The organism is Nitrosospira multiformis, from assembly GCF_900111585.1.
GTDB lineage: Bacteria > Pseudomonadota > Gammaproteobacteria > Burkholderiales > Nitrosomonadaceae > Nitrosospira > Nitrosospira multiformis_B.
Genome location: NZ_FOHI01000001.1, coordinates 28,302 through 54,156, shown reverse-complemented (window position 1 = coordinate 54,156; position 25,855 = coordinate 28,302). Strand labels below are relative to the sequence as shown.

20 protein-coding genes are annotated in these 25,855 nt (G+C 54.0%); 10 read left to right on the top strand and 10 right to left on the bottom strand.

Annotated elements, in window-relative coordinates; genetic code table 11:
- The first annotated feature begins 198 nt into the window (after nt 1–198).
- The 5 genes from BMW46_RS00235 to BMW46_RS00215 all read left to right on the top strand — a co-directional run bounded on the left by BMW46_RS00235 (nt 199) and on the right by BMW46_RS00215 (nt 5,247).
- Nucleotides 199–2,604 carry a heavy metal translocating P-type ATPase gene (locus BMW46_RS00235; RefSeq protein WP_074703702.1) on the top strand — a complete coding sequence of 802 codons (2,406 nt, stop codon included), beginning with the start codon at nt 199–201 and terminating at the stop codon, nt 2,602–2,604.
- A 54-nt stretch (nt 2,605–2,658) separates the two neighbouring features.
- Nucleotides 2,659–2,868 carry a heavy-metal-associated domain-containing protein gene (locus tag BMW46_RS00230; RefSeq protein WP_074703701.1) on the top strand — a complete coding sequence of 70 codons (210 nt, stop codon included), beginning with the start codon at nt 2,659–2,661 and terminating at the stop codon, nt 2,866–2,868.
- On the top strand, nt 2,852–3,163 hold the full coding sequence (locus tag BMW46_RS00225; protein ID WP_256376891.1) for a metal-sensitive transcriptional regulator: 312 nt from the start codon (nt 2,852–2,854) through the stop codon (nt 3,161–3,163). Before BMW46_RS00230 ends, BMW46_RS00225 begins: the two co-directional genes overlap by 17 nt.
- A 66-nt stretch (nt 3,164–3,229) precedes the next feature.
- Complete coding sequence (locus BMW46_RS00220) at nt 3,230–3,961, top strand: c-type cytochrome (RefSeq protein WP_074703699.1); 732 nt, start codon at nt 3,230–3,232, stop codon at nt 3,959–3,961.
- Nucleotides 3,958–5,247, top strand: coding sequence for a c-type cytochrome (locus tag BMW46_RS00215; RefSeq protein WP_074703698.1), 1,290 nt, complete (start codon nt 3,958–3,960; stop codon nt 5,245–5,247). The genes BMW46_RS00220 and BMW46_RS00215 overlap by 4 nt, the downstream gene beginning before the upstream one ends.
- A gap of 56 nt (nt 5,248–5,303) precedes the next feature.
- Here the strand turns inward: BMW46_RS00215 and hpnA are convergent, their stop codons facing one another.
- The 4 genes from hpnA to BMW46_RS00195 all read right to left on the bottom strand — a co-directional run bounded on the left by hpnA (nt 5,304) and on the right by BMW46_RS00195 (nt 10,730).
- Nucleotides 5,304–6,296: a hopanoid-associated sugar epimerase gene (gene hpnA / locus BMW46_RS00210; protein WP_074703697.1), complete on the bottom strand. Its 993-nt coding sequence runs from the start codon at nt 6,294–6,296 to the stop codon at nt 5,304–5,306.
- Nucleotides 6,297–6,640: 344 nt separating this feature from the next.
- Nucleotides 6,641–8,284: a MutS-related protein gene (locus BMW46_RS00205; RefSeq protein ID WP_074703696.1), complete on the bottom strand. Its 1,644-nt coding sequence runs from the start codon at nt 8,282–8,284 to the stop codon at nt 6,641–6,643.
- A gap of 235 nt (nt 8,285–8,519) precedes the next feature.
- On the bottom strand, nt 8,520–9,962 hold the full coding sequence (locus BMW46_RS00200) for a TolC family outer membrane protein (RefSeq protein WP_143049048.1): 1,443 nt from the start codon (nt 9,960–9,962) through the stop codon (nt 8,520–8,522).
- A gap of 96 nt (nt 9,963–10,058) precedes the next feature.
- Nucleotides 10,059–10,730, bottom strand: coding sequence for a protein-L-isoaspartate O-methyltransferase family protein (locus BMW46_RS00195; RefSeq protein ID WP_074703695.1), 672 nt, complete (start codon nt 10,728–10,730; stop codon nt 10,059–10,061).
- Between the two features lie 267 nt (nt 10,731–10,997).
- Between BMW46_RS00195 and thiC the strand changes: the two genes are divergently transcribed.
- Both thiC and BMW46_RS00185 read left to right on the top strand, forming a co-directional pair.
- On the top strand, nt 10,998–12,905 hold the full coding sequence (gene thiC / locus BMW46_RS00190) for a phosphomethylpyrimidine synthase ThiC (protein ID WP_074703694.1): 1,908 nt from the start codon (nt 10,998–11,000) through the stop codon (nt 12,903–12,905).
- A gap of 304 nt (nt 12,906–13,209) precedes the next feature.
- Nucleotides 13,210–14,031 (top strand): undecaprenyl-diphosphate phosphatase, encoded by an 822-nt coding sequence (locus BMW46_RS00185; RefSeq protein WP_074703693.1) that lies wholly within the window; start codon nt 13,210–13,212, stop codon nt 14,029–14,031.
- A 148-nt stretch (nt 14,032–14,179) separates the two neighbouring features.
- On the opposite strand, the gene BMW46_RS00180 is transcribed toward BMW46_RS00185, so the two are convergent.
- Nucleotides 14,180–14,638 (bottom strand): rhodanese-like domain-containing protein, encoded by a 459-nt coding sequence (locus BMW46_RS00180; RefSeq protein WP_074703692.1) that lies wholly within the window; start codon nt 14,636–14,638, stop codon nt 14,180–14,182.
- A gap of 263 nt (nt 14,639–14,901) precedes the next feature.
- Between BMW46_RS00180 and glnA the strand changes: the two genes are divergently transcribed.
- From glnA to BMW46_RS00165, 3 genes are all read left to right on the top strand, one after another.
- Complete coding sequence (glnA, locus tag BMW46_RS00175; RefSeq protein WP_074703691.1) at nt 14,902–16,311, top strand: type I glutamate--ammonia ligase; 1,410 nt, start codon at nt 14,902–14,904, stop codon at nt 16,309–16,311.
- A 59-nt stretch (nt 16,312–16,370) separates the two neighbouring features.
- Nucleotides 16,371–17,036 carry a tetratricopeptide repeat protein gene (locus tag BMW46_RS00170; protein WP_074703690.1) on the top strand — a complete coding sequence of 222 codons (666 nt, stop codon included), beginning with the start codon at nt 16,371–16,373 and terminating at the stop codon, nt 17,034–17,036.
- Nucleotides 17,037–17,267: 231 nt separating this feature from the next.
- Nucleotides 17,268–18,530: a putative Na+/H+ antiporter gene (locus tag BMW46_RS00165; RefSeq protein WP_074703689.1), complete on the top strand. Its 1,263-nt coding sequence runs from the start codon at nt 17,268–17,270 to the stop codon at nt 18,528–18,530.
- A 91-nt stretch (nt 18,531–18,621) separates the two neighbouring features.
- Here BMW46_RS00165 and BMW46_RS00160 read toward each other — a convergent pair whose 3' ends face one another.
- The 5 genes from BMW46_RS00160 to BMW46_RS00140 all read right to left on the bottom strand — a co-directional run bounded on the left by BMW46_RS00160 (nt 18,622) and on the right by BMW46_RS00140 (nt 25,779).
- On the bottom strand, nt 18,622–18,915 hold the full coding sequence (locus BMW46_RS00160) for a LapA family protein (protein ID WP_074703688.1): 294 nt from the start codon (nt 18,913–18,915) through the stop codon (nt 18,622–18,624).
- A 247-nt stretch (nt 18,916–19,162) separates the two neighbouring features.
- Nucleotides 19,163–19,999 (bottom strand): D-alanyl-D-alanine endopeptidase, encoded by an 837-nt coding sequence (pbpG, locus tag BMW46_RS00155; RefSeq protein WP_074703687.1) that lies wholly within the window; start codon nt 19,997–19,999, stop codon nt 19,163–19,165.
- Between the two features lie 165 nt (nt 20,000–20,164).
- Entirely contained in the window at nt 20,165–23,245 is a 3,081-nt protein-coding gene (locus BMW46_RS00150; RefSeq protein ID WP_074703686.1) for an EAL domain-containing protein, read from the bottom strand.
- A gap of 131 nt (nt 23,246–23,376) precedes the next feature.
- On the bottom strand, nt 23,377–23,817 hold the full coding sequence (locus tag BMW46_RS00145; RefSeq protein WP_074703685.1) for a response regulator: 441 nt from the start codon (nt 23,815–23,817) through the stop codon (nt 23,377–23,379).
- 12 nt (nt 23,818–23,829) lie between these two features.
- Complete coding sequence (locus BMW46_RS00140; RefSeq protein WP_256376890.1) at nt 23,830–25,779, bottom strand: PAS domain-containing sensor histidine kinase; 1,950 nt, start codon at nt 25,777–25,779, stop codon at nt 23,830–23,832.
- Between the last annotated feature and the right edge of the window lie 76 nt (nt 25,780–25,855).

The window sequence follows — 25,855 nt, the reverse complement described above, 5'->3', positions numbered from 1 at the left end:
CGGGAAGCCCATTTCATCCTTCGCCATCTTTTTCAGACCGAAAGATGAAATCGTCTGCCTGAACCTTTTACTCCATTCCCTGCCAAAATTTAAATACCGTACCCGGGTATTTGCAATCTGTGGGGCAAAATGACCGAAGGGATTTGACATATACCCCCGTAGGGTATAAAGTTAGCTGACCGTTTTGGAGACGCCATCATGAGTTCTCTTACTCTCAGGCATATCGAACTGCCCATCGAAGGCATGACTTGTGCGGCATGTGCGACCCGCATCGAAAAAAACCTCAATAAGCTCCCCGGCGTTCAGGCAGCAGTAAACTTCGCCAACGAAAAAGCGCGGATCGAGTTTGATGCTTCGGCCACTCAACCGGAAGACCTGATCCATTCGATCGAAAAAGCAGGTTTCCATGTCGCCCCTCAGTCGGTGCAGTTGCAGATCACTGGCATGACCTGTGCGGCATGCAGCGCCCGGATCGAGAAGGCATTGAGCAAGCTTTCGGGCGTTACCGCCTCCGTCAATCTGGCAACTGAAACGGCGCAGGTCAATTACAACCCTGCCGTGGAAACGGTGGAAGATATCATCAATGCTGTCGTCAAAACCGGCTATGGAGCCCGGGAGCTCAGCGATACCAGTCGTGCCGAAGAGAAAGCCCGCAAGCTGGCTACCTATCAGGCGGAGCTTCGCATGTTCTGGATTTCCGTGGCACTCAGTGCGCCACTGCTGGTGCAGATGGGGCCGATGTTCTGGGGCGGTGAGATGGAACTGCTGCCGCGCTGGCTCCAGTTGCTGCTGGCCACGCCGGTACAGTTCTGGATAGGCAAGCGCTTCTATGTGGGTGCCTGGCACGCATTGCGAGGCGGTGGCGCCAATATGGATGTACTGGTCGCGCTGGGCACCAGCATGGCTTATCTTTTCAGCGCGGTGGTCACGTTGCTGGGGTTGGATCAGCATGTCTATTTCGAAGCGAGCACGGCCATCATCACTCTGGTGCTGCTCGGCAAATTGATGGAAGCGCGTGCAAAAAGCAGGACTTCCGCCGCCATCGAGGAACTCGTCAAGTTGCAACCCAGGACAGCGCGTGTGGAACGCAACGGCGAGATCATCGAGGTGGACGTGAGTAAGCTCAAGGTGGGCGATATTTTTCTGGTTCGCCCGGGAGAAAGCCTGCCGGTAGACGGCATCGTCCTCGAAGGCGCATCCAGTGTAAACGAAGCGATGCTGACGGGGGAAAGTCTTCCCGTGGCGAAGCAGGCAGGCGCCACGGTATATGCCGCGACTGTGAACCAGCAGGGCATGCTGAAATGCCGCGCTACAGGTGTCGGTGCACACACCCAGCTCGCAGCCATTATTCGCCTGGTTGAGGAAGCCCAGGGCTCGAAAGCGCCTATCCAGCGCCTCGCGGATACCATATCCGGTATCTTCGTGCCAATCGTAACTGCCATCAGTGTTCTGACTTTTATTCTGACATGGTGGCTGGCGGGCAACTTTGTCCCGGCCCTGGTCAGTGCTGTGGCGGTGCTGGTGATCGCCTGTCCCTGTGCGCTCGGACTGGCGACCCCGACCGCCATTATGGTAGGTGTGGGCCGCGGCGCGCAGAGCGGCGTGCTGGTCAAGAATGCCGCAGCGCTCGAGCATGCCGGAAAAATCGAGACGCTCATCCTGGACAAGACAGGGACGCTCACCGAAGGGAAACCAGCGCTTACAGATATCATTCCTGCCGGATCCTTTACAGAACGAGAACTGATGCGCATTGCGACGACCCTTGAACAGGGTTCGGAACACCCTCTGGCAAAAGCAGTCATGGAACATGCCAGTAAAACGGGTATTCAACCGGAATCTGTAACGAATTTTCAGGCAGTCACCGGCAGCGGCATCTCTGGCAATATTGGCGATATCGGATATATTCTCGGCTCACCTGGATTCCTGCGAGAACACGGGGCGCGGGTTGATGAGAACGCGGTATCCGCTCTCCAGTCCGAAGGCAAGACGATTATCGGTCTTGCCGCTGTGAATACGCCTTCTGACAAGGAATCCGCCCAGGTGCTGGGCTATCTCGCCATCGCCGACCAGCTCCGGACAACTTCAGCACGGGCGGTGGCGCGATTAAAAGCGATGGGTATCGAGGTTGTGATGCTCACCGGCGACAATGCACCAACCGCGGCTGCAATCGCAGGGCAGGCGGGGATAACCGCGTATCGGGCCGAAGTGCTGCCGCAGGACAAAGCCACAGAGGTGGGTAAGTTGAAGGAAAGTGGCAAAGTTACCGGCATGGTGGGCGATGGAATCAATGATGCGCCCGCACTGGCAATGGCTGACGTAAGTTTTGCCATCGGCGCGGGTTCGGACGTTGCGATCGAGGCAGCCGACATCACCCTCATGCGCGATGATTTGATGAGTGTGGTCGACGCCATCTCGCTTTCACGCATGACATTGGGAAAAATCCGGCAGAACCTTTTCTTTGCCTTTTTCTACAATGTCCTGGGCATACCGCTTGCAGCGATGGGTCTGCTCAATCCTGTCATTGCAGGTGCGGCGATGGCAATGAGCTCGGTGTCGGTGGTAAGCAATTCACTGTTGTTGAAGCGCTGGCGAGCGAGTGCCTGAGCTTCATCACCTGCTGAGAGGCTAATAACCTCAGCCAACCAAAGGAGGCAGAAAATGCAAGCAGAAGTCGTAAAAATCAAAGGAATGACCTGCATGGGCTGTGTCAATAGCGTGAAGAATGTGCTGGAAAAGATACCTGGCGTGAGCAATACAAATGTCTCCCTGGAACAGCAACAGGTGACCATCGAGTATGATGCTTCCAAGGCTCATACCGATCAATTCAGAGAGGCAATCAAGGATGCGGGCTTTGAAGTCGAAAACTGAGAAGAAACCTTGCCACACGCCCACTGCGGTGGTACAGCCGGATAAGGAAGCGTTGATAAAACGCCTCAACCGCATCGAGGGTCAGGTGCGCGGCGTGGCGAAAATGATCACGGAAGACCGTTATTGCGTTGACATCCTGAACCAGGTATCCGCGCTTCAGTCCGCGCTCGACGCTGTCGCGATGCGTCTGCTTGAAAATCATACGCACGGCTGCATGCAGAGCGCGATCAAGTCGGGAGACGGAGACGCAGCAATCGATGAGCTGATGGCAGTGGTACGCAGATTCGCCCGCTAGCGTGACCCCGATCGAGGATAATTTTTTATTGCAACGGTCGCAATCTTACAAGAAGAACCTCTCACAATGAGTCCTCCTATCCTCGTTAAATCAGCCCTGATCGTCTTGCTGTTGATTGGGTTGCCTGCTGTAGCCCGCGAGATTCCGGACACCGCGGAAGAACGTGTGAAGGCATGCATCATTTGTCATGGCCCGGAAGATAAAAAGGGTAGAGATGAATACTACCCTCGCATCGCCGGCAAGCCGGAAGGCTATCTTTTCAATCAGTTGCGGAATTTTCGGGATGGCCGCCGCCACTACCGGCCCATGGCCCTGCTGCTCGAAGGCCTGCCCGACGGCTATCTGTGGGAGATGGCCGAATATTTTGCCTCGCTAAAACAAGCCTTTCCTCCACCTGAACCAATGCGAGCTTCATCGCCCAAAGTCAAAATAGCGCGCAAACTGATCGATCATGGTGACGCAGGCCGGAATATACCAGCCTGCGTCGGTTGCCACGGCAAGGATTTGATGGGAATAGCACCGTTCATTCCCGGTCTTCTTGGCCTACCACGCGTATATATCATGGCCCAGTTCGGCAACTGGCAGCATGGCGCGCTGATGCGCGGGCGGACGCCGGACTGCATGTCGGAAATAGCAAAGAAGCTTACCACCGAAGAGGTAAGCGCTGTTGCCATGTGGCTGGCCGCGCAACCTGTTCCGGAGTCGGACGAGAGGCATGCAGGGGCGGGAGTAGAACTACCCAAAAGACTGGCAAGACGCTGCGCCAGCATCATTCCACAAGCGAACTCTCCCAAATGAGATACGGTTTCGTCACAATCCTGATCGCCGGATTTACCGGTCTGAGCATTTTGCTGGCACCCCCCGTTACGCTGTCACCAGCAGCTGAAAAGCCGGAGGTAGCGGAGATACGCGATACTGCCGAAATCGAGGCGCAACGAGCACGCGGTGCTTATCTGGCACGCATTGGCAACTGTCTCGGTTGTCACACGGCCTATAGCGGACTCCCATACGCTGGAGGACACCTCCTCGATACTTCGATCGGCATATTCATCACGCCTAATATCACTTCTGATAAAGAAACGGGTATCGGCCTCTGGAGCGAGGAAGATTTCTGGCGGGCTCTCCATAACGGCAGGGGGCGCGATGGAAATCTCCTTTACCCGGCATTTCCGTATTCGGAATATACCAGGGTATCGCGCGAAGATTCCGATGCCATCTTTGCCTACCTTCAATCACTTCCCCCCGTGAGGCAGCGCAATGCGCCCAACCGCATCAATTTCCCTTTCAACTGGCGTCCACTGCTGCAGGTCTGGCAGCTTATTTATTTTTCTCCCGGCATATATCTTCCTGATACGCTGCAGGATGACGAATGGAACCGGGGGGCCTACCTCGTGCAGGGGCTCGGCCATTGCAACGCATGTCATACCCGGCGCAACCTATTGGGAATAAGCAAAGGAGATATCCTGGGAGGAGGTCAGCTCATGGGTTCAAACTGGTATGCGCCATCACTGACTTCCCTGCAGGAAGCCAGTACCGCCGATTGGCCAATCGAAGACATTACCAGATTGCTAAAAACCGGATCCGCTTCGCGCGCTGTGACTACCGGACCGATGGCGAATGTTGTCAGCCAGAGTCTCCAGTTCCTGACAGAAGACGATGCACGCGCGGTGGCGAAATATCTGAAGTCTTTGCCCGAAACCGAGCCTCGCTCCCGTGGAATCGCCCCTCCTCTTACCGAAGAAGTCGACAAGCAGCTTAAAAAAGGAGGGCAGATTTACGAAACCTATTGTCAGGACTGTCATGGAAATCTGGGGGAAGGCGCACCGGGAAGCTATCCGGCGCTTGCCCGCAACCGTGGGGTGACAATGGCATCCCCGACCAACGCGATCCGCAGCGTTCTCAATGGCGGATATGCTCCTGTCACCGAGGCCCAGCGGCGTCCCTACGGAATGCCGCCATTTGCGCAAGTGCTGCCCGACAAGGAGATTGCACTGGTGCTATCGTATATCCGTAACTCATGGGGCAACCGGGGAAGCCTCGTTACTCCGGAACAGGTGGACCGAAGCCGAAAAGGCGCACAGTAGAATGCGCCGGTGGCTCCACCTTGCCATTATCCGCGAGTCGATGAAATATCCCCGGGCTAGCCACAGTAACCGTTTGCCTGGAACCAGTTCATTGCATCCTCGAGCGCAGCCGCAGCCGGGCGATAGCGATAACCCAGTTCTCTTACGGCCTTGTCACTGGAGTAGAACATCTTTTTCTTTGCCATGGAGACGCTGTCCACGGTAGCGCGCGGCTCAACCTTGGTAACGGCGGACATTTTTTCCATCAACCAGGCAGCGGGCACCACCAACTTGACGGGAAGGCCAAACCGCCTGATCCGCTTGCCTCTTATCTCATCGATTTTCTGCAGAATCTGCAGCAAGGTCATGTTTTCCCCCCCGAGGATGTAACGCTCGCCAGGTTTTCCATGCTTGTATGCCAGCAGATGGCCTTCAGCGATATCGTCAGCGTGCACGATATTCAATCCGGTATTCACGTATGCCGGCATTCGATTGCGCAATGTATCCACTACGAGGCGGCCGGTGGGGGTTGGCTTGATATCACGCGGTCCTATTGGCGTGGAAGGATTGACGATGACCATGGGCAGGTCATGTTCCCGGGTCATCTGCTGAACAATTTCTTCAGCCATGAATTTCGATCGCTTGTAGTGTCCGCACATCGATCCCAGGCTGGAAGGCGTATCTTCGTTGGCAGGAACGCCATTTTCAGCCGTGCCCAGTGTCGCCACACTGCTGGTATAGACCATGCGTTTCATTCCAGCTTCAGCGGCTGCAAGAACTAGGGCCCGGGTTCCCTTTACATTGATTTCGTACATGGTATCCGGATTGGGTACCCACAGGCGGTAGTCTGCTGCCACATGAAACAAGTTATCGCACCCGGCGACTGCCCGTTTCAGCGAGGAAGCAGAACGCAAATCACCTTCCGAAATTTCAACGGGCAACTTATCAAGGTTTCGCCGGTCGCTTCCCGGCCGGACAAGACAGCGCACCTCATGGCCCGCTTCCAGTAAACAGCGCGTTACTGCGGAGCCGACAAATCCGTTGGCTCCGGTTATTAAAGACTTAGTCATATCTGACCCTTTCGACGTCTGGATTGGTGCGAACCTGCGAGCAATCACTCGCTTTTGTTATCGTTCAGTGATGAATGCTGCTCCTGTCAGAGCCCACCACAGTTCGCAATGATCGAGGATCAGATGGCGGCGGACTCGAATCCGCAGAGGCGTTGCCGCGAGGCGTTGCGCACTCACACAACCTTCCATTCGAGGAAGCCAAGTGAGGTTCTTTATACGGGAATTCTGGATAATTCACCAATAGATCATTATGTCTGAACCAGAACAAGACGAAGCGTTACAAAGAACAAAATGCGTTCAACAGTATAAAATCTCTCTTCGCTCCACCTGCTAATCCCCTTCAATTAGCTGCGGCTGGCCAAGTGCTTTTCCACATCTTCCTTACTGAAACCCAGGGCAGCCGCAACCCGATCCGCATGACTCACCCGGGAAACACCCGGAATCAGTCGATAGGTCGGACCCTGTGGCGAAAACTCACCCTGGAGATAGCGGCCTATCCCCTTGTCCTGCAAGCGCTCGCACAGTTCATGGTTATGGGTAACCAGCAAGGTGCTTGCGCCAAGCTTGTAAAAACCAGCGAGAACATACTCTGAGAGTTCCATCTTCTCTTCGAATGTCGTTCCCTCCGAAAGCTCATCCAGCACGACGAGACTGTGTGGCGTGGAATTGAAGAAAATTTCGCGCGTGCGTTTCAACTCGTGGCCAAAGCGCCCCATGCCCTCATCCAGATGGCCGGGGTCCGGTACCTGGTAGAAAATATGCTCAGCCAGCACCAGACGTCCGACAGCAGCGGGAATATAGGAACCTATCTGTCCCAGCAGTTGAATCTGGACGACTGTCTTGCAATACGCAGTTTTGCCGCCGCTGTTGGGTCCGGTAATGACCAGCAAGCGGCCGGCATCATCGAGCGAAACATCATTCGGCACATAATTGGAGTTGGCCCTCCCGAGTACGGGATTCCGCGCTTCCGTGACTTCCAGTGCATGCCACTCGCTTTCCGATATTTCCGGCAAAGTCATCTTGCCGCCGAAGGCTACTGAATAGTGATGGAAGGATAGCAGTTCATCTAGCATTCCCAGCGCATCCACCAATCGCGCCAGTTCAGGACTGTGCTTGAACAGCTTGCGTAGTGGATAGATGACAGTATCGCGATCGGAGGCGGCAATTGCAATCAGAACAACGGGCAAAATCGGCACTGCCAGCGCGAGTATCCCATAGCCGAGATAAGCGATGCCGAAACTCGCCAGCAATCCCTGAAAAAAATAAAGCGCCGCACCGAGCGCAGCCACGGCGAAAAACACCGGAATCGGCTTGAACATGGAGGGCCTGAAGCGCGAGAGCGGCAGATAGCGCGGCTTTTCTTCCCGGGTCTTGAATTTTCCTTCGGAGACATAGACAGGTCCGCGCATCAGGGAATAGATCCTCGATTTGCCAAAGTCGCGAACAGCCTGGAATAGCTCCCGGAGATAAGCGCTTTGCGGCTGGGGTAGAATTTCCACCGTCTCGATCATGTCGATCGCAAACCCCGTGCCATCGATGAACTGATGGTAACCATAACCGCTGAACTCCATTTCATCTTTACCGCCCCTGGAATTGTCTACGGCAATTCCCCCGGTAAAAGTACCGTAGAGTAAATGATAAAGAGACTGCTCTCCCTCTTTCATCGTATCGACGAAGTGCTGAAGCCCTTCACGAAGCATTGAATTTGACGCGAGTTCCCGTACTGCTTCCTGTTTCTTTTGAATCAGCGTCGCATCTGTCTCTGGCCGCGCAAGCGAGCGATAGAGCACGGATTGCCCCGCATGAGTAATAGCATGATTGACCGAATCGAATAACTCATCGGCTTCGATTGCATCGAACGTTTTCGCATCCAGTACGCCGTAGTCGTCTTCCTTCGGCCGACTGTCTCGAATACCGCTGGGCTTCTGACCACTGGAGAGAACAGGTTTTTGATTCCAGTATGAATTGGGAGCAGAGGGCGAATTCATGATCAGGTAATGTTGGATTGATCAATTTCCGGGATAAGATTGGCAACCTTCCTGAAATGAGGGATGTCCGGAGGAGAAGACAGTGGCCTGAAAAACAGTTTACGGCAGCCTAGCATCCCTTTGGTGGAAGGCCTGCTTCGATGGGGCGCCCATCGGGGTGCATGGCCACCTTTCACGTTTCAGTGAGAAAAGGCGATATCTTCCCCTGAAAATCTACCACCCGGGCAGCCGCCCGTCAATGCGCGGCAAGCGGTGGCTGGAGGGGGCCTGGGAATTGTGGCCGGAACAACACATCGTTCACCTCCTTCAAATCCTCCTCGTCCAGTTCTCCCGCCTCTGCCTTCAACCGCAATCGTGACATGAGAAAATTGTAGCGCGCCTGCGCGAGGTCTCGCCGCGCGGAATAATACAGTTGCTGTGCGTTCAGCACGTCCACCTCGGTTCGGACCCCTACTTCCTGGCCGAGTTTGGTGGAATCGACTTGACTCTGACTGGATACCAGGGCCTGCTTCAGCGCCGTTACCTGTGCAATGCCGTTGGTGACATTGAGATACTGCTGGCTTACCTGCAGTACGCTGTTGCGCCGGGTATTGTTCAGGTCCTGCAACACCTTTTCCTGGATAGCCACTGCTTCGCGCACGCGCGACTGCACGGCAAAACCCTGAAACAGCGGAAAGCTGAGCTGTACCCCGATTTCTTTCGATGTCAGGTCAATGGGACGCCCTGTGATCGTACCACCCACCCCTTTCTGGTCACTGTATATCGCAACGAGATCGAGTGTCGGATAATGTCCCGCCTGAGCCCGTTCAACATCCTTTTTTGCAATCTCGTACACTGCCTCCTGGACTTTCAGCGCGAGATTGTTCTGTTCGGCCACGCTGATCCAATCCTGCATCCTGGGGTACTTCAGCGTCAGCAGATCGGAGGGTGTCTCCGTGGGATGGGCCAGATCTTCCGGTATCCGCCCGATGATCTGTTCGAGTGTTCGTTTACGCACTTCAAGTTCGTTCAGCGCGCCTATTTCCAGCGCAGCCGTCAGATCGAAACGCGCCTGAGCTTCGTGAGTGTCGACGATGGTAGAAGTCCCGACTTCGAAGTTGCGCTTTGCCTGTGCCAGTTGCTCGCTGATGGCTTTTTTCTGTGCCTCTGCAACCTCCACGTTTACTTCTGCCAACAGAATATCCAGATACGCCTGCGCCACACGCAGGATCAGATCCTGCGCTGCCATGATGAACTCCGAATCAGCCTGCGCAACCTGAAGCTTCGATTGTTCGTAGATCGCGAAATTCTCCTTGCGATAAATCGGCTGGGTTGCGGTAATGGTCAGGCTCTGGTTATCGATGACAACTTCGGATGGTCTGACGGCCACACCCGTTCCGGTCGCCGTTCCAGTTCCCCCGATTCTTTCTATATCAATCCACTGCCGCCGGCGCACCCCCGCAAGCGTAACCGTGGGCAGCAGGCCCGCCCGGCCCTGGGGCAGTTTTTCCTGCGCGGCCTGGTGCGTGAAGCGGGCTCCACGAAACTGCGCGTCATTTTCCAGCGCTTCATGATAGATGTCCATCATGTCGGCAGCCTGCAACGGAGTGCTCAGCACCCCGATAAACAGGACCGCATGGACGTACGGCGCAATTTTGGATTTAATTCCGGATTGCTTTGCGCTGCGTGAAAGGAACATCTTCGTTGACTACAGTTAAAGATAGATGGATAGCTATAGGAAAGTAGCAATGGATACGTCGCGTGGACTGCAGTTCCTGAAGTTCGCGCCGAAAGATCAGAATGTAAATCTCGCCGGTTGCTTTGCATTTCTGAGTGGCGCAATACAGGTTTCGAACAGGCCGACTGTGCTATACGCGCCCGCGCGCCCGTTTTCCTCCTGTGCCACGCAAGTAATCAGAAGAGCCTGCATTACCGGTGGATCGCCCACTACAGCAAAGAGACGCCCGCCGGTTTTAAGGCTCTTCTGAAATCCCTCAGGCAGCACCGGGGTGGATCCGGTCAGGACGATAACATCATAGGGGCCATGCCGGGGCCAGCCGCGGGCAGCGTCGCCATTTTCCACCAGGACATTGGTAATTTGGTGGTTCTGCAGGTTTTTTTCGGCCATGGCTGCCAGTTCCGGCACAATTTCGACGCTATGAACAAATCCGCCTTTTTTGGCAAGCAGCGCAGTCAGGTAACCGCTGCCGCTCCCCACTTCCAAAATTCTGTCAGTATTATTGATTCTCAACTCCTGCAGAATCCGCGCCTCAACCTTGGGAGCGAGCATTACCTCGCCGTAGCCCAGCGGGATTTCCATATCGACGAATGCAAGTGAACGGTAAGCTGCCGGGACAAATTCCTCGCGCCGCAGCTCGAACAATAGTTGGAGAACCTCCTGGTCCAGCACTTCCCACGTACGAATTTGCTGCTCCACCATGTTATACCGGCTTTGTTCGAGATCCATATCCAACCATCTGCTCCTATATGAAATGTCATAACAAACTTGCAATTATTCCACATTTCCGTTAGCTTCACAGCAGCAGCTAGGGGTCCGTTTCCGCGAGCACTCGGAAACTGGTGAGAGAGTCCCTCATGGAACCTGCGGATAAGTACATTGCATATCACGCTTATTCGACGGTTCCTCTACCTGACACGGATAATGCCGCCGTAGGGAAGCTGGGAATCGGTTGTCCGGTCGTCCCGCTCCTTTATGGCACTCAAGGAGCGTAATATGAATGCAACAGTTTCAAGCGCGGCACAAAGTTCGTTGCCCTTTTCGGGCAAGACTGCGCAAGTTGACGAAGGCACAGTCAAACCTCTGCCCCGGTCACAAAAAACCTACCTGAGCGGTTCCCGCCCGGATATCCGGGTTCCCATGCGTGAAATCAGCCAGTCCGATACGCCCGCAAGCATGGGAGCGGAAAAAAATCCGCCGATTTATGTCTATGATACTTCCGGTCCTTATACCGACCCGGCAATCAAAATTGACATTCGCGCCGGCCTAGCGCCGCTGCGCGAAAAGTGGATAGATGAGCGCGGAGATACGGAGATTCTCTCGGGTCCGGCCTCCATCTATGGCAGGCAACGTCTGAACGACCCAGGCCTCGCCGAATTACGCTTCGACTTGAAACGCAGCCCTCGCCGCGCCAGAGCTGGAGCAAACGTGACACAAATGCATTATGCCCGACGTGGCATCGTCACACCGGAAATGGAATTCATTGCCATACGGGAGAATCAGCGGTGCGAGCATTTGGCCGATCAACAGCGGGAACTGCTTGCACGCCAACACCCGGGCCAGGATTTCGGCGCGTTTCTGCCCCGCCACATCACGCCAGAGTTCGTACGCGACGAAGTCGCCCAGGGACGCGCAATCATTCCCGCCAACATCAATCATCCCGAATCCGAACCAATGATCATCGGGCGCAACTTTCTGGTGAAAATCAACGCGAATATCGGTAATTCGGCGCTAAGCTCAAGCATCCAGGAAGAAGTGGAAAAGATGACATGGGCGATACGCTGGGGAGGAGATACCGTAATGGATCTCTCCACGGGAAAAAACATTCATGAAACGCGCGAATGGATCATACGCAACAGTCCCGTTCCCATCGGCACGGTGCCGATCTACCAGGCTCTGGAAAAAGTAAATGGCAAGGCAGAAGACCTGACCTGGGAAATTTTTCGCGATACGTTGATAGAGCAGGCTGAACAGGGTGTGGATTATTTCACCATTCATGCCGGCGTACGGCTCGCCTATGTTCCGATGACGGCAAAACGGCTCACCGGTATCGTTTCCCGCGGCGGATCGATCATGGCGAAGTGGTGTCTTGCCCACCACGAAGAGAGTTTCCTGTATACGCAATTCGAGGAAATCTGTGAAATCATGAAGGCTTACGATGTGAGCTTCTCCCTCGGCGACGGATTGCGCCCCGGTTCAATATACGATGCGAATGATGAAGCCCAGTTTGCGGAGCTGAAAACCCTGGGCGAACTGACGCAGATTGCCTGGAAGCATGATGTGCAGGTGATGATCGAAGGTCCCGGCCATGTTCCCATGCATCTCATCAAGGAGAACATGGATATGCAGCTGAAATACTGTGCCGAAGCCCCGTTCTATACGCTGGGGCCGCTCACTACCGACATCGCCCCTGGCTACGATCATATTACCTCTGCCATCGGCGCTGCCATGATCGGCTGGTACGGTACCGCGATGTTATGTTATGTGACGCCCAAGGAGCATCTCGGCCTGCCGGACAAGGATGACGTCAAGGATGGCATCATCACTTATAAAATCGCTGCCCATGCCGCAGACCTGGCAAAAGGGCACCCCGGCGCTCAATTACGCGACAATGCTCTTTCCAAAGCGCGCTTTGAGTTTCGCTGGGAAGATCAGTTCAACCTTGGCCTCGATCCTGACAAGGCAAGGCAGTTCCATGATGAAACCCTGCCGCAGGAAGGCGCAAAGCTCGCCCATTTCTGTTCGATGTGCGGTCCGCATTTCTGCTCAATGAAAATCACACAGGATGTACGCGACTTTGCGGCGAGCAAAGGTGTCAGTGAGCAAGAGGCCCTGGAAAAAGGCATGGAAGAAAAAGCGAGCGAATTTGTAGCAAGGGGAACAGAGATTTATAGCAAGGTGTAAGCGGCATGACAGCCGGTTTATGCCGGCTTGCCATTGAAAAGCAAAAAAAGGGAAAGCGACAGAAGGATGCGGGCGATTACATTGCGCCAGGACATTCATTCCTGCACGCCTCCCGCAAAAGCATCGCAAGTATTCTCAAACCGAAACCGGTTTGATGCGATAATAGCGAAAAAATAAACAGTCGCGCGCTCGGCGTTACTTCTCTACTGGATACCCATTGCCTGTATTCCCTGGTAAGACCATGGTTCATTCCCGTTCGTTCCCGGTTACCCGCGGTCTCCCGGCTTCTGCCGGATAATCTGGAATGGACTGGTTTCTTCTCCTCAAGGGGCTCATCCTTGGCATAGTCGAAGGTCTGACGGAATTTCTTCCGATTTCGTCCACTGGTCACCTGATTCTGGTCAGCGATCTGCTCAACTTCAATGACGAAAAGGGCAAGGTATTTACTATCGTCATTCAGCTTGGCGCAATTCTGGCGGTATGCTGGGAATATCGCGTCAAGCTTCGTCATGTGGTGATGGACATCGGCTCCCGCCAGGATGCAAACCGCTTCGTGTTGAATCTTCTCATCGCGTTTCTGCCAGCCGCAATTCTGGGTTTGCTGTTCATCAAGACCATTAAGCAATACCTGTTTCATCCCGTACCGGTCGCGCTGGCATTCATTGCCGGCGGCCTTCTGATTCTTTGGGCTGAGCGCAGGCAACATGTGGTGGACGTGGAACGGGTCGAAGACATGGACTGGAAACATGCCTTGAAAGTGGGATTGGCGCAGTGTCTGGCGCTCATACCCGGCACTTCGCGCTCGGGCGCCACCATTATTGGGGGCCTCTTCTTCGGCCTGTCGCGCAAGGCCGCTACTGAATTTTCATTTTTCCTCGCGATTCCAGTTATGTTCGCGGCGACTTTTTATGATCTTTACAAGAATCGCGATATTCTTCAGCTGGATGATGCGAGCGTGTTCGCGATCGGGTTCGTGGCGTCCTTTATCAGCGCTCTCCTGGCGGTGCGAGGTTTACTCCGCTTTGTCAGCCAGCACGATTTCTCCGTTTTTGCCTGGTATCGCATCGGATTCGGAATTATCGTCCTGATTACGGCTTACTCCGGGATGGTTCAGTGGTCAGCGTAAGAAGGATTCCTGTCCAATGGGTTTTGTTCATGCATTGACGCCCCATTATTTTCCAGATTATTGTCCCCGCGATAAGCCTCCCCTGAGCCTCTCGAGAGCCAGAATGAACAGGGGCACCTTAACTTAGGGCGATGGAGACGAAAGACGCTCAACTCTGCACCCAAGGTAGTCCTGCCGCCTTCCAGCCACCTTTCTTACCGCGATGGCCGGTTGCGTCCTTCTCACCTTCGAATCCTTCGAGAACGTTGTAGCAATTCGTATAACCCAGTTCGGAAGCGGTAGCTGCGGCCTGATGCGAGCGCCCTCCCGTACGGCAGATGAACATGACCAACGATTCCTGATCTACCTGGCTGGAAAGATAGTTGATGAAATCAGGGTTGGAACGCATTCCCGGATAAGACTGCCATTCGATTTCCACTGCACCCGGAATTCTTCCTACCCAATCCCATTCCGCACGTGAACGCACATCCACCAGTTTCGCCTCTGGCGCTTCCTGAAGCAAGGTAAGCGCCTCCGCCGGTAACAGCGCCCCTTGATAGGGCAGATCCATTTCCTCGGCGCGCTTATGCGCCCTTTCGAGTATTGCAGTAATTGTTTCGGTTTCCATATGATTTACCATGACGCGAATGAAATAATATGTAATGGTAATCGATTTTCAGCTATCTGGATGCCTGGAAAACTTCAATCGAGGGACAGGATGCAACAAACTCTGCCTCTTCCAACTTGCGGTATTTTATTGCTGAGGGAATGGCCGCTCCCCTCCTGGGATATAATATCAATTCCGCAAATTCCCTTTATATGAGGACACTCAACTTTTTAAAAGGAAGGCGCTTTCGCACGCTTGCATATTGATATGGCTTGGAGACTGAAATGGCGGTAGCCGATGTTCTGAAAATGATTCAGGACAACGAAGTCAGATTCGTTGATCTACGATTTACCGATACCCGCGGTAAAGAACAGCATGTAACCCTGCCCGCTCACGTCGTCGATGCGGATAAACTGGAGGACGGTCATACATTCGATGGCTCTTCCATCGCCGGCTGGAAGGGGGTGCAGGCGTCGGATATGCTCCTGATACCGGATACCGGTACTGCGCGGATGGATCCATTCATGGACGAGGCTACACTGTTCATCACCTGCGATGTGGTGGAGCCCGCGGATGGGAAGGGTTACGACCGGGATCCTCGTTCCCTGGCAAAACGCGGCGAAGCCTACCTCAAGTCGACAGGCATCGGCGATATCGCGTTTTTCGGCCCGGAGCCTGAGTTCTTCATTTTTGATTCCGTAACCTGGCATGCCGACATGTCCGGCTGTTCTGTAAAAATCGAGTCGGAAGAAGCAGCCTGGAGCTCGGGAGTAAAATATGAGGGTGGCAATATCGGGCATCGTCCTGGTATCAAAGGGGGCTATTCCCCGGTTCCCCCGATCGACTCCTTGCATGACATCCGGTCAGCGATGTGTCTTGCGCTTGAGGAAATGGGTATCGAAGTTGAAGTGCACCACCACGAAACGGCCACTGCCGGACAGTGTGAGATAGGCACCAAGTACAGCAGCCTGGTGAAGCGTGCGGACTGGACGCAGGTATTCAAATACGTGGTGCACAACATTGCCCACTCGTATGGAAAGACGGCAACCTTCATGCCAAAGCCCATTGTAGGTGACAATGGCTCCGGGATGCACGTGCACCAGTCGATCTGGAAAGGCGGACGAAACCTGTTTTCCGGAAACGGTTATGCCGGGCTTTCGGAAATGGCAATGTATTATATTGGCGGAATCATCAAGCATGCCAAGGCCTTGAACGCCATCACCAATCCCGGGACCAACTCCTACAAGCGCCTCGTTCCAGGCTTTGAAGCACCCATCAATCTTGCATATTCCGTAAGTAACCGTTCGGCCGCCATCCGCATTCCTTATGCCAACAACCCCAAAGGCCGCCGGATCGAGGTGCGCTTCCCTGACCCTACCGCGAACCCTTACCTTGCATTTACTGCCATGCTGATGGCGGGGCTGGATGGAATCCAGAACAAGAGTCACCCGGGCGATCCGATGGACAAGAATCTCTACGACCTTCCACCCGAGGAGGCTGCCAGAATTCCCAATCCTTGCGCTTCCCTGGATGAAGCACTGGACAGCCTGGATAAGGACCGTAATTTCCTCACTCGCGGCGGAGTGTTTTCGAATGATATGATAGATGCTTACATCGAGCTCAAGATGGAAGAAGTTACGCGCTTCCGGATGACGACGCATCCGGTCGAATTCGATATGTACTACAGCTTGTGAGCACTGTTTCTCACGCTCGAACCGCTCATGCTGTTTCATTGATCAGGACATAATATCCGATGAAAATTCTTTTTGTTACATTGCTCGCGCTGCCGATGCTCATGCTTGCGGGATGTGGTCAGAAAACAGCGAAGGATGCGGAAAAACCCGGCGAGCAGCAGGCGCAACTGCCGGATGAGTTCACTTCTGAAAAGCAAATGCCATCAGTGCTGGAAGAAAGCCTGAGCCCGGAAGAGAAGTCTGCAGTATTGAAAGAAATCATGCCGGCCGGGTCTGAGAGCGATTCCACACCTGAGGAAAAATTTCTGCAGTTGAAAAAAGACGCGGAGGCTGGCGATCCCAAAGCACAGACTGGCCTCGGCGTTATGTACTATACGGGTGAAGCGATATCCAAGGATGCTTCGGGCAAAATCCTGAGTAACGATCCCGCTACCGCCGCCGCCTGGTTTCATCGCGCAGCTGAGCAGGGCTATGCGGATGCTCAATTCAACCTGGGGTTGCTGTATGCCAACGGCGAGGGCGTTCCTAAAGATTCCGTCAAGGCGTTCGGGCTGTTTCAAAAAGCGGCCGAACAGGGTAATGTCGACGCGCAAAATAACGTGGGTGTGATGTATTACTCAGGTGAAGGCGTGCCCAGAGACGAAGCCAAGGCGAAAGAATGGTTCAAGAAAGCGGCGGCCCAGGGTAATGCCGACGCGCAGGCAAACCTGGATGCAATGAAATAAGGGCTTTGCTGTTTGTTTCGAGAATCCGGGCATCTCTGTAACGCAAGGGTCGGCATTACGCTTGTGTTACCGCAAAGGGTACGTTGCTCGTCATTATGTCGGCGCATTCAGTCAACCTCCGATAGCCCTTCAGAGTTTCACTCCATAAGGACATAAGGAGATGCCTATCCGAGGGCAGGTTACTGTATTCCATCCTCTCACCCTCAAATCCTTACTACATAAAGGGAGTTGGTGACACCTTCAACAATCCAGATAATCAGTGCAGCGCTATTCGGGGTTGCACTCCTGCATACGTTTTCCACCAGATTTTTTGAGCGATTGGCAAACGCGCGTCCTGCCCACGCAGGGATATGGCATTTATTGGGTGAAGTAGAAGTCGTGTTCGGCTTCTGGGCCATGATTCTCATACTGCTCATGTTTGCGGTGGAAGGCCGTGACAGCGCAATCCATTACCTGGATTCGCGTAACTTTACGGAACCCATGTTCGTCTTTGCGATCATGGTCATTGCTGGAACAAAGCCGATCCTCCAGCTTGCCATGCTCTCGGTACGCACCGTGGCGCAATTCATTCCGCTGTCGCGCGCGATCGTTTTCTACTTTACGACGCTTTCCCTCGTTCCACTGCTCGGCTCCTTCATCACCGAACCGGCGGCCATGACGCTCGCTGCCCTGATTCTTCGAGACAATTATTTCTCTCGTGGAATTTCGCTCAAGCTTAAATATACTACCCTCGGAGTTCTGTTCGTCAATGTATCCATCGGCGGCACCTTGACACCCTTCGCTGCACCTCCCGTGCTTATGGTGGCGGGGAAATGGGGATGGGACATCTGGTTCATGATATCCACTTTCGGTTGGAAAGCAGCTATCGTCGTGATAGTGAATGCGGGGAGCGCCACTTTGCTGTTTCGCCGCGAATTGTCCCAAGGCGGGCTCGGGCAGAATTTGTCTGATCGTGGAGAGAAAGCGCCGAGTCTTCTTGTAGCTGTGCACCTCATCTTCCTGATCGGAATAGTAACGTTTGCTCATCATCCTGCCGTCTTTATGGGACTTTTCCTGTTTTTTCTTGGCATCGCCCATGCATATCAAAAACATCAGAACCGGTTTATCCTGCGGGAGGGTTTGCTGGTGGCATTTTTCCTGGCTGGTCTGGTAGTGCTGGGCGGGCAGCAGCAGTGGTGGTTGCAGCCGCTATTGCTGGGAATGAGCAGCGAGGCAGTATTCTTTGGCGCCACGCTGCTGACGGCAATAACGGATAATGCGGCCCTTACCTATCTTGGCTCGCTTGTAGAGGGGCTGTCAGGTTCTTTCAAATATGCGCTGGTTGCAGGCGCAGTTACAGGGGGCGGGCTCACGATCATCGCGAATGCACCCAATCCTGCCGGAGTCGCTATTCTGCGTGGCAATTTCGAGGATGGGACCATTCACCCGTTAGGCCTGCTGACAGCGGCAATACCACCGACTATCGTGGCTCTCCTGGCATTCCGCTTGCTCTAGGAAACCCCTGGCTAACTGGCGACCGGGTTGCCCTCTCTTGTCATTCCACAAAATCGAGCCTGGCCGATTTCAGGCCGCATCTTCACTAACTTTACGGGACAGATCCTTCGTTCTGCTTCAAGGCGCGCAAGCTGTCATTTTCAGCGCGTAACGCTTCGACCTCCTTATGCAGTTTTCCTATCGCCATGCGTTCGCGCAACATGGTCGGCAGTGTAACGAGCGCTCCTATGAGCGCCCCCAGACCGAAGCAGACTGCGATCACAATGGCAAGCGATGCATCGGCACGCCAAAGTAAGAATATGACGCTTACCTCAACAGCGTTCTGAACCGCAAACGTGACAATGAGGAAAACGATGACGAGTGCTGCAATCAATTGCAATTGCATAACAGCTCCTTTCCGGACACCCGTATCCGAATTGGGGAAAACGGCTTCCGCCTCAGCAAGAAGCACGATGTGCCAGATGTGAACGTGGAAGACGTGCCGGGCTATACCTGCCGATTCCGGTTGTAAAAAGTGATGGAAAGAGAGCGTCCGAAGGCTGGTCCGAACGCGATTCCATGCACTTGAATCAACAAAAGGATAACCGAACAAAAGTGGCGCTATCCTCCCAACAAGCAGGTCACTTCACACGCTAACCGCGTATTTTGCGAGTGAAGCCGGTTTCCAACCACTTCTTGATACGATTGGCATCGCCAATCCGGGAATTCTTTCCCCAGGAATCGAGCAGCACGATTATGGTCGGCTTGCCTGTGATATTTGCATGCATCACCAGACAGCGCCCGGCCTCGCTGAGAAATCCTGTTTTGGATATCCCGATATCCCAACTGCTGCTTCTTACCAACCTGTTGGAGTTGACGAAATTCAAGTTGCGGCTGCGTACCTTCCCCATGGATGCCACCTCGTGTGCAGCGGTCGTGGAAAATACGCGGATGTGACGGTACCCGTGTGCCGCCTTGACCATTTTTGCGAGATCACGCGCGGTGGAGACATTTCCGCTGTTCAAGCCGGTCGAGTCAACGAAATAGGTGCTGCCCATTCCCAACTTGAATGCCTTGCGGTTCATGGCTGTAACAAACGCATTCAGGCCGCCGGGATACGTACGTCCCAGCGCCGCAGCAGCGCGATTCTCCGAAGACATCAAAGCCAGTCGCAACAATTCTCCGCGGGTGAACTTCGTTCCTACCCGCAGGCGGGAACGAGTATACTTGATGACATCAACATCAGCCGAGTCGATGACTATTTCCTGGTTCAGCGGCAGTTTTGCATCGAGCACAACCATTGCGGTCATGAGTTTGGTAATCGAAGCGATCGGCATGACACTGTCTGCGTTCTTGTGGAAAAGAACCTGTCCCCGCTGTGGATCCACAACCAGCGCTGAGTTGGACCGGAGAGACAAGTCAGCCGGTTTTGCAAAAGCGCCTCCCATAAACGCAAGCGTGGCGCAAACCACCAATATGGCGTTCTTCATTTGTATTATCCAATGGAGTTGTCCGCCCTCCCTGCGGACTGGGCCTACGGCCGTAAAGTACCAAATATCACGAGCTAGGGAAAGAGCTATGTTCAGGGGCGCGCACGGAAAGGATTTTTCTAGGAGGAAAGCAAGTGAGAATGGGGATCGGTGAGTGACTGGGACTTACTGCTCGGCGCAAGCGCCATTGCTCATTGACAGGCGGTAACCATCCATGAGCACTTTGGATGCGCCCTCGAGCGGCAAAGGCTGGGAAAAATAGTAGCCCTGCATTTCGTCGCACCCGTGTCTTATCAGAAAATCCAGTTGCGCCCTTGTTTCAACGCCCTCAGCCACTACTTTCAGCCCGAGGCTGTGCGCGAGCTTGATCATGGCTACGGTAATGGTTGCATCGTCGGGATCCGTCGTGACATCGCGGATGAAGGCGCGGTCGATCTTGAGTACATCCAGAGGGAAGCGCTTGAGATAGGCAAGACTGGAATAGCCGGTACCAAAATCGTCCATCGATATCTGGACACCGAAGGCTTTCAGATTCTGCAAGGCGTTGGCGGCCATCTCGGCCTCCTTCATCAATACAGACTCCGTAAGCTCGAATTCCAGCAGACGCGGATCAATGTTCGTAGCCTTCAACGTTTCCCCGATAATGCTATCCAGATCCTGTTGCTGGAACTGCCGGGCTGACAGATTGATCGAGATGGGATGCAGCACCAACCCCTGGCCCTGCCATTCCCTGATCTGCTCACAAACCGTTTTCACCACCCACTCGCCTACCGATACGATCAACCCCGTATCCTCGAGGACGGAAATGAACTGCAGTGGAGGCACCAGTCCATGCGCGGGGTGCTGCCAGCGCAGGAGCGCCTCAAAACCGGTAATCTCTCCGTTGATCAGGCTTGCTTTGGGTTGGTAGTGAAGCACGAACTCGTGTCTGGCCAGAGCGCCGCGAAGTTGCGTCTCGATTTTCAGGCGAGCCACCGCGCGCTCATTCATCTGTGGAAGGTAAAACTGATAAATTGCCGGCCCCTGCTCTTTCGCCTGGAACATTGCTGTATCCGCATTTCTGAGCAGGCTGTCTGCATCGGTACCATCGCCGGGATAGATGCTGATTCCAAGGCTTGCAGAAACATAGATCTCCTGTGTTTCCAGTTCAAAGGGTACCTGGAGCGCCGAAATAACCTTCTCCGCAATTAAGGTTGCATCTTCAGCTTGTACGAGATCAGACAGAATCAAGGCAAATTCATCTCCTCCAAGACGGGCAACCGTGTCGCATGAACGCACACACTGCTGCAGTCTCTTTGCGACATGGATCAGCAGCTCGTCACCGGTAGAATGGCCCATTGTGTCGTTGACGATCTTGAACCGGTCCAGATCCGCAAATACCACGCCGACCCGGCGACGGTTGCGATGGGCATGTTCCATCGCCTGCCGGAGACGATCAAGAAAAAGACTTCGATTAGGCAGTTCCGTCAGGGGATCAAACTGGGCCAGGTAGGTGAGACGCTCCTCCGTTGTCTTGCGGTCAATTGCGGTTGCGAGAATATTCGCGAGACTCTGAAGAAAATTGATACTGCTGGACGTGAAGCGCTGGGGATCGCGCGAATAGGCTCCCAGGATCCCATAAGGTCCCCCCGCCCCCGAGATAAGCACGTCTGCGCAACTGCGTATATTATGGCTCCTCAGGATGCTGGAAGGCTTGAAACGGGTTTCTGTCTGGAAGTCCTCCACAATGACGGATTGATGGCTCGCAAGTACAAAGCGATTTTGACTGTTCTCGTATGTAAACGATATCTGCCTTCCAATCCAGTCTTTCTGCCAGCCGACCCCGGATTTAAGAACAAAAGAACGGAAATCCGGCGCAAGCTGGAGCGCCTTGCAGAACTCGACATTGAGACCTTGAGAAGCAATCACCGCTGCTTGCCCCCACAACAGAGCAAGATTTCCGCTGGCCAGCGCCTGTTGCCCGAACGCGGCAATGAGCCCCTGCTGCATGGCATGCTCCTGGATTGCAAAGTCAGTTTGCTTGCGCTTGGTAATGTCGATGGCAGTGCCCACTATTCTCAGTTCATCTGGATTGGTGCTCCATTTCAAGGCCTTCGCAATATGCAGATAGCGCACTGTCTTGTGTTCGCGCAAAATCCGGAAATCGAGTTGAACGCGTCCATCCTCGGCGCTGACCCGTTCCAGATGCGTCTCCTGCTGAGGCAGATCGTCCGGATGGGTATAGGATTTCCATATGTCATACGTGATGCGGCTCCCGGGAGCAATCCCGTAGATCTCGTACATCCGGTCATTCCAGATCATTTCATTGGTCGCAGTGTTCCACTCCCAGATACCGATGGCGGCTGCTTCCGTGGCAAGAGCAAGTCGTGTCCTCTCTTCCAGCAAAACGCGCTCCCTTCTGTTCGATTCTGCCCGCAGCCAGACATTTTCTATGACAGTCGGCAATCGCTGGAGGTAGCCTGCGGTCTTCACAACGTAATCGGCAGCACCCAGTTTCAGTGACTGCCGGGCGATCTCCTCATCCTCGCTCCCGATAAAGAGAATGATGGGCAGATCAAGTCCCCGTACCTGGCAAAGCTCCTTCAGAACGTCCGTCGCGGAGGCCCCGGGTAAGCGGTAATCGAGCAGCAACACGTCAACATCGGTCTTTCTATCCTGTTCAGCAAGATAGGAAAAAACCCCCTCAGCTGACTGAACAGATTCGATTCGAAGGTGTGGCGCAGTGGAAGCCAGTGCCTGTTTCATCGTTTCGGCGTCATGCGGATTAGGCTCAACGTATAAAACCTGGAGGACTGTAGCGCGGCGGTAAGTTTCTGTCTGGAACTTGTCGAGCGTCGCCCGAAGCACAAGCCCAAGAGTTTCGAGAAAGCGCCCGTGCTTTATGACGTAATCGTCAGCTCCCGCTCGAAGTAACGAGAGGATGGCTTCTTCTCTGCTGGAACCGGTAAGAACCACGACTGGAAGCGGTAGATGTCGTCTGCGAATCTGAGCCAGCAGCGTTTCACCACTCCCGTCCGGAAGATTGAGGTCCGTCAGGACGATATCGTAGCGAGGAGAGGCTCCCGGTCTGGCGATTGCTGGAATACCGAGGCTGGTTCCATAGAGATCTTGGAATCTTTCCACGCGGTGCAAAGCTTCTGCCAGTGAACTGACGATATCGAGCTGAATGTCGGGCGCGCGTTTTTTCAGTTCCAATCGCACCAGATCGGCATCCAGTGCATTATCCTCAAGGTAGAGCACTCTCATCGAAAAACCTTTGAATGATCTCCCCGAAGGCCGGAAAAGGCCCTCGAGAACTTCGGTTTCCTATCGTATCCTCGCACCCTCCGGGGTATTGCCCGAGTCCTGCCCGATCTCGCATCCTGCATGAAACTCATTCAGAAACCTCTAATCCTTGCGGAACAATGGGTATTAAGAACAGTCCAGTAGAGCTCGATCTGCCGGGCCACATCAATGAATTTTTCGAAGTCCACCGGCTTTACGATGTAGGAGTTCGCACCGAGCAGATAGGCTTCATGAACATCGACATCTTCGGAGGAAGACGTAAGCACCACGACCGGAACAGTTCCAAGCAAGGAATGCTCCCGTATGGTTCGCAGGACTTCCAGTCCGTTTACTTTGGGTAGTTTGAGGTCTAGCAGTACAACCGAAGGCGGGAGATCGCTCGTTCTCCAGCTCGAAAAAAAATCGATCGCTTCCTGACCATCCCGCAGCACTTCGAGTGGATTGGTCAGGTTGTGCCGCACAAAAGCACGCCGTGTGAGATCGACATCCATCGGGTTGTCTTCAATAAGCAGAATCGGCAACGCAGTGTTCATGAAAACACACCCCTATAAGTCCTGTTCTTGTAACTGCTCGAATGGCGTAGGGTCAGACAGTGGCAGTTGCAGGTAAAAGACAGCCCCGGCGCCTACCTGGCTTTCCGCCCACACCCGTCCTCCCATACGCTCCATAGCTTTTTGCACCATTGCAAGCCCGATGCCCGTCCCCGGATATTCCTCGGCCCGTTGCAAGCGCTGGAATATCTCAAAAATTTTGTCGTAAAAACGCATATCAAATCCAATGCCGTTGTCGCGCACGCAAAGGATGCAATTGCTATCCGAAGTCCAGGCGCGGATTTCGATGGTAGGCTCCGGGGTATGTATGGAGAACTTGATGGCGTTATCGACCAGGTTGCGTAGAGCGATTGCAAGGCCATCGGGATCAGCGCGAACGTGGAAATCATCCACACTGACAGTGAGGCGTACGTTTTGCAGATTATCCCCGAACTGGGCCAACACCTTCGATACGAAAGCGGGAAGCCTGATGACCATCGAAGACAGTTTTCGCCGCTCAAGTTTTGAGTAGGAGAGCAGATCTTCGATTAAATCCGTCATATGCTTGGTGGCTGAACGGACATTTGTCAGAAAACTGCGACCTTCCTCGTCGAGGCGTTCGTAGTAGTTTTCCAGCAGCAACCGGCTGTACCCGGCTATACCGCGCAGGGGCGCTCTCAGATCATGCGATACCGAATAACAGAAATTTTCCAGTTCCTTGCTCTTGGCAAGAAGCTGGGCGGTACGCTCATTCACCTTGTATTCAAGATTAACCTTCGCATCACGCAAGGCTTCCTCAGCCTGTTTGCGCTCGGTGACATCCTTAATGGTAAGAAAAGCCAGCCCTTTACTGTTCTCGTAGCGCAAAACCGTTCCGGAATAACTGAAGATTCTCAACCACTCTTTATCCAGCCGCCGGATGCGCAGCTCCAGATCATGCAGGTGCTCGCCCCGGAGAATGCGCGTCAAGGGCCATTGATCTATAGGCACGACATTGCCCTCGAGTGTCGATAACTCATAGATCCGGGCAAAACTATGAAGACTGCCAAAAACCTCTTCCGCATTCTCGATCTCATGCATTCGCAAAGCGGCGGGATTCCAGCGGAGAAGATTACGATTGAAATCGGAGATGAGAAGCCCCTCGGTCATATGCTCCATCACCACCTGAAGCCGCTTTTCTGTCTCACGCTGCGCCTCTTCCCGGAGTCTCTGATCGTGGACGTCGGTATTGGTCCCGAACCACTGCACAACCTGACCTTCCTCGTTTCTTAACGGCTCGGCACGGGTCAGAAATACCCGAAGCTCCCCATCCGCACCACGCAGTGGAATTTCCATATCGAGCGGCTGCTCTGCAGCAGTAGCCTCGCTCCAACGTTTTATTACCTCCGGCAGCAGTTCGGGATCATGAACCTTTTGCCAGCCCCAGCCCATCATCTCTTCGGGAGTGGTTCCGGTATAGTCGTACCAGCGCTGGTTGTACCAGGACCTGGATCCATCCGTCTCCCCTATCCATGCAAGCTGCGGGATGGTATTCACCATTGTCCGGAATCGCGCCTCATTTGCACGCAACTTGGCCTCTGCGCGGCGGCGCGCGCTGAGATCGAACACCATTGCAAGAAATTGCACTTGCTCAGGCCGGGTGGACAACTCCAGGTGAACCTCGACCGGGTAATGCGTACCGTCCGCACGCAGATGGGTCGCCTCGAAAACCAGGATTTCTTTCTCACCCTTCATGAGTGGATCAATCAAAGTCCGGAACGATGTCTCGTCGAACTCGCGTTCGACTTCCAGCAGCGTCATCTTTTGCAGCGAATCCATGCTGTAACCAAGATTGTGCCGGGCTCCCCGGCTGGCATACTCGAAATGCAGTGTATGAGCATTCAGCAGATAAATTTCGTTCAGGCTCTGATCGAGAATTTCTGCAATCGGGGTACGGACATTCTCCACAGTGGCAAGACGGGTCATATCGCGAGCGTTCTCAGAAGCGCACGCAACACTCCCTGTGTAGTTTTGGTTTAGGGATATCATTACGGAAAAACCT

Coding starts and splice junctions, on each gene's coding strand:
- BMW46_RS00235 (WP_074703702.1), top strand. CDS start 199: ATGAGTTCTCTTACTCTCAGGCATATCGAACTGCCCATCGAAGGCATG.
- BMW46_RS00230 (WP_074703701.1), top strand. CDS start 2,659: ATGCAAGCAGAAGTCGTAAAAATCAAAGGAATGACCTGCATGGGCTGT.
- BMW46_RS00220 (WP_074703699.1), top strand. CDS start 3,230: ATGAGTCCTCCTATCCTCGTTAAATCAGCCCTGATCGTCTTGCTGTTG.
- BMW46_RS00215 (WP_074703698.1), top strand. CDS start 3,958: ATGAGATACGGTTTCGTCACAATCCTGATCGCCGGATTTACCGGTCTG.
- hpnA (WP_074703697.1), bottom strand. CDS start 6,296: ATGACTAAGTCTTTAATAACCGGAGCCAACGGATTTGTCGGCTCCGCA.
- BMW46_RS00205 (WP_074703696.1), bottom strand. CDS start 8,284: ATGAATTCGCCCTCTGCTCCCAATTCATACTGGAATCAAAAACCTGTT.
- BMW46_RS00200 (WP_143049048.1), bottom strand. CDS start 9,962: ATGTTCCTTTCACGCAGCGCAAAGCAATCCGGAATTAAATCCAAAATT.
- BMW46_RS00195 (WP_074703695.1), bottom strand. CDS start 10,730: ATGGATCTCGAACAAAGCCGGTATAACATGGTGGAGCAGCAAATTCGT.
- thiC (WP_074703694.1), top strand. CDS start 10,998: ATGAATGCAACAGTTTCAAGCGCGGCACAAAGTTCGTTGCCCTTTTCG.
- BMW46_RS00185 (WP_074703693.1), top strand. CDS start 13,210: ATGGACTGGTTTCTTCTCCTCAAGGGGCTCATCCTTGGCATAGTCGAA.
- BMW46_RS00180 (WP_074703692.1), bottom strand. CDS start 14,638: ATGGAAACCGAAACAATTACTGCAATACTCGAAAGGGCGCATAAGCGC.
- glnA (WP_074703691.1), top strand. CDS start 14,902: ATGGCGGTAGCCGATGTTCTGAAAATGATTCAGGACAACGAAGTCAGA.
- BMW46_RS00170 (WP_074703690.1), top strand. CDS start 16,371: ATGAAAATTCTTTTTGTTACATTGCTCGCGCTGCCGATGCTCATGCTT.
- BMW46_RS00160 (WP_074703688.1), bottom strand. CDS start 18,915: ATGCAATTGCAATTGATTGCAGCACTCGTCATCGTTTTCCTCATTGTC.
- pbpG (WP_074703687.1), bottom strand. CDS start 19,999: ATGAAGAACGCCATATTGGTGGTTTGCGCCACGCTTGCGTTTATGGGA.
- BMW46_RS00150 (WP_074703686.1), bottom strand. CDS start 23,245: ATGAGAGTGCTCTACCTTGAGGATAATGCACTGGATGCCGATCTGGTG.
- BMW46_RS00145 (WP_074703685.1), bottom strand. CDS start 23,817: ATGAACACTGCGTTGCCGATTCTGCTTATTGAAGACAACCCGATGGAT.
- BMW46_RS00140 (WP_256376890.1), bottom strand. CDS start 25,779: ATGACCCGTCTTGCCACTGTGGAGAATGTCCGTACCCCGATTGCAGAA.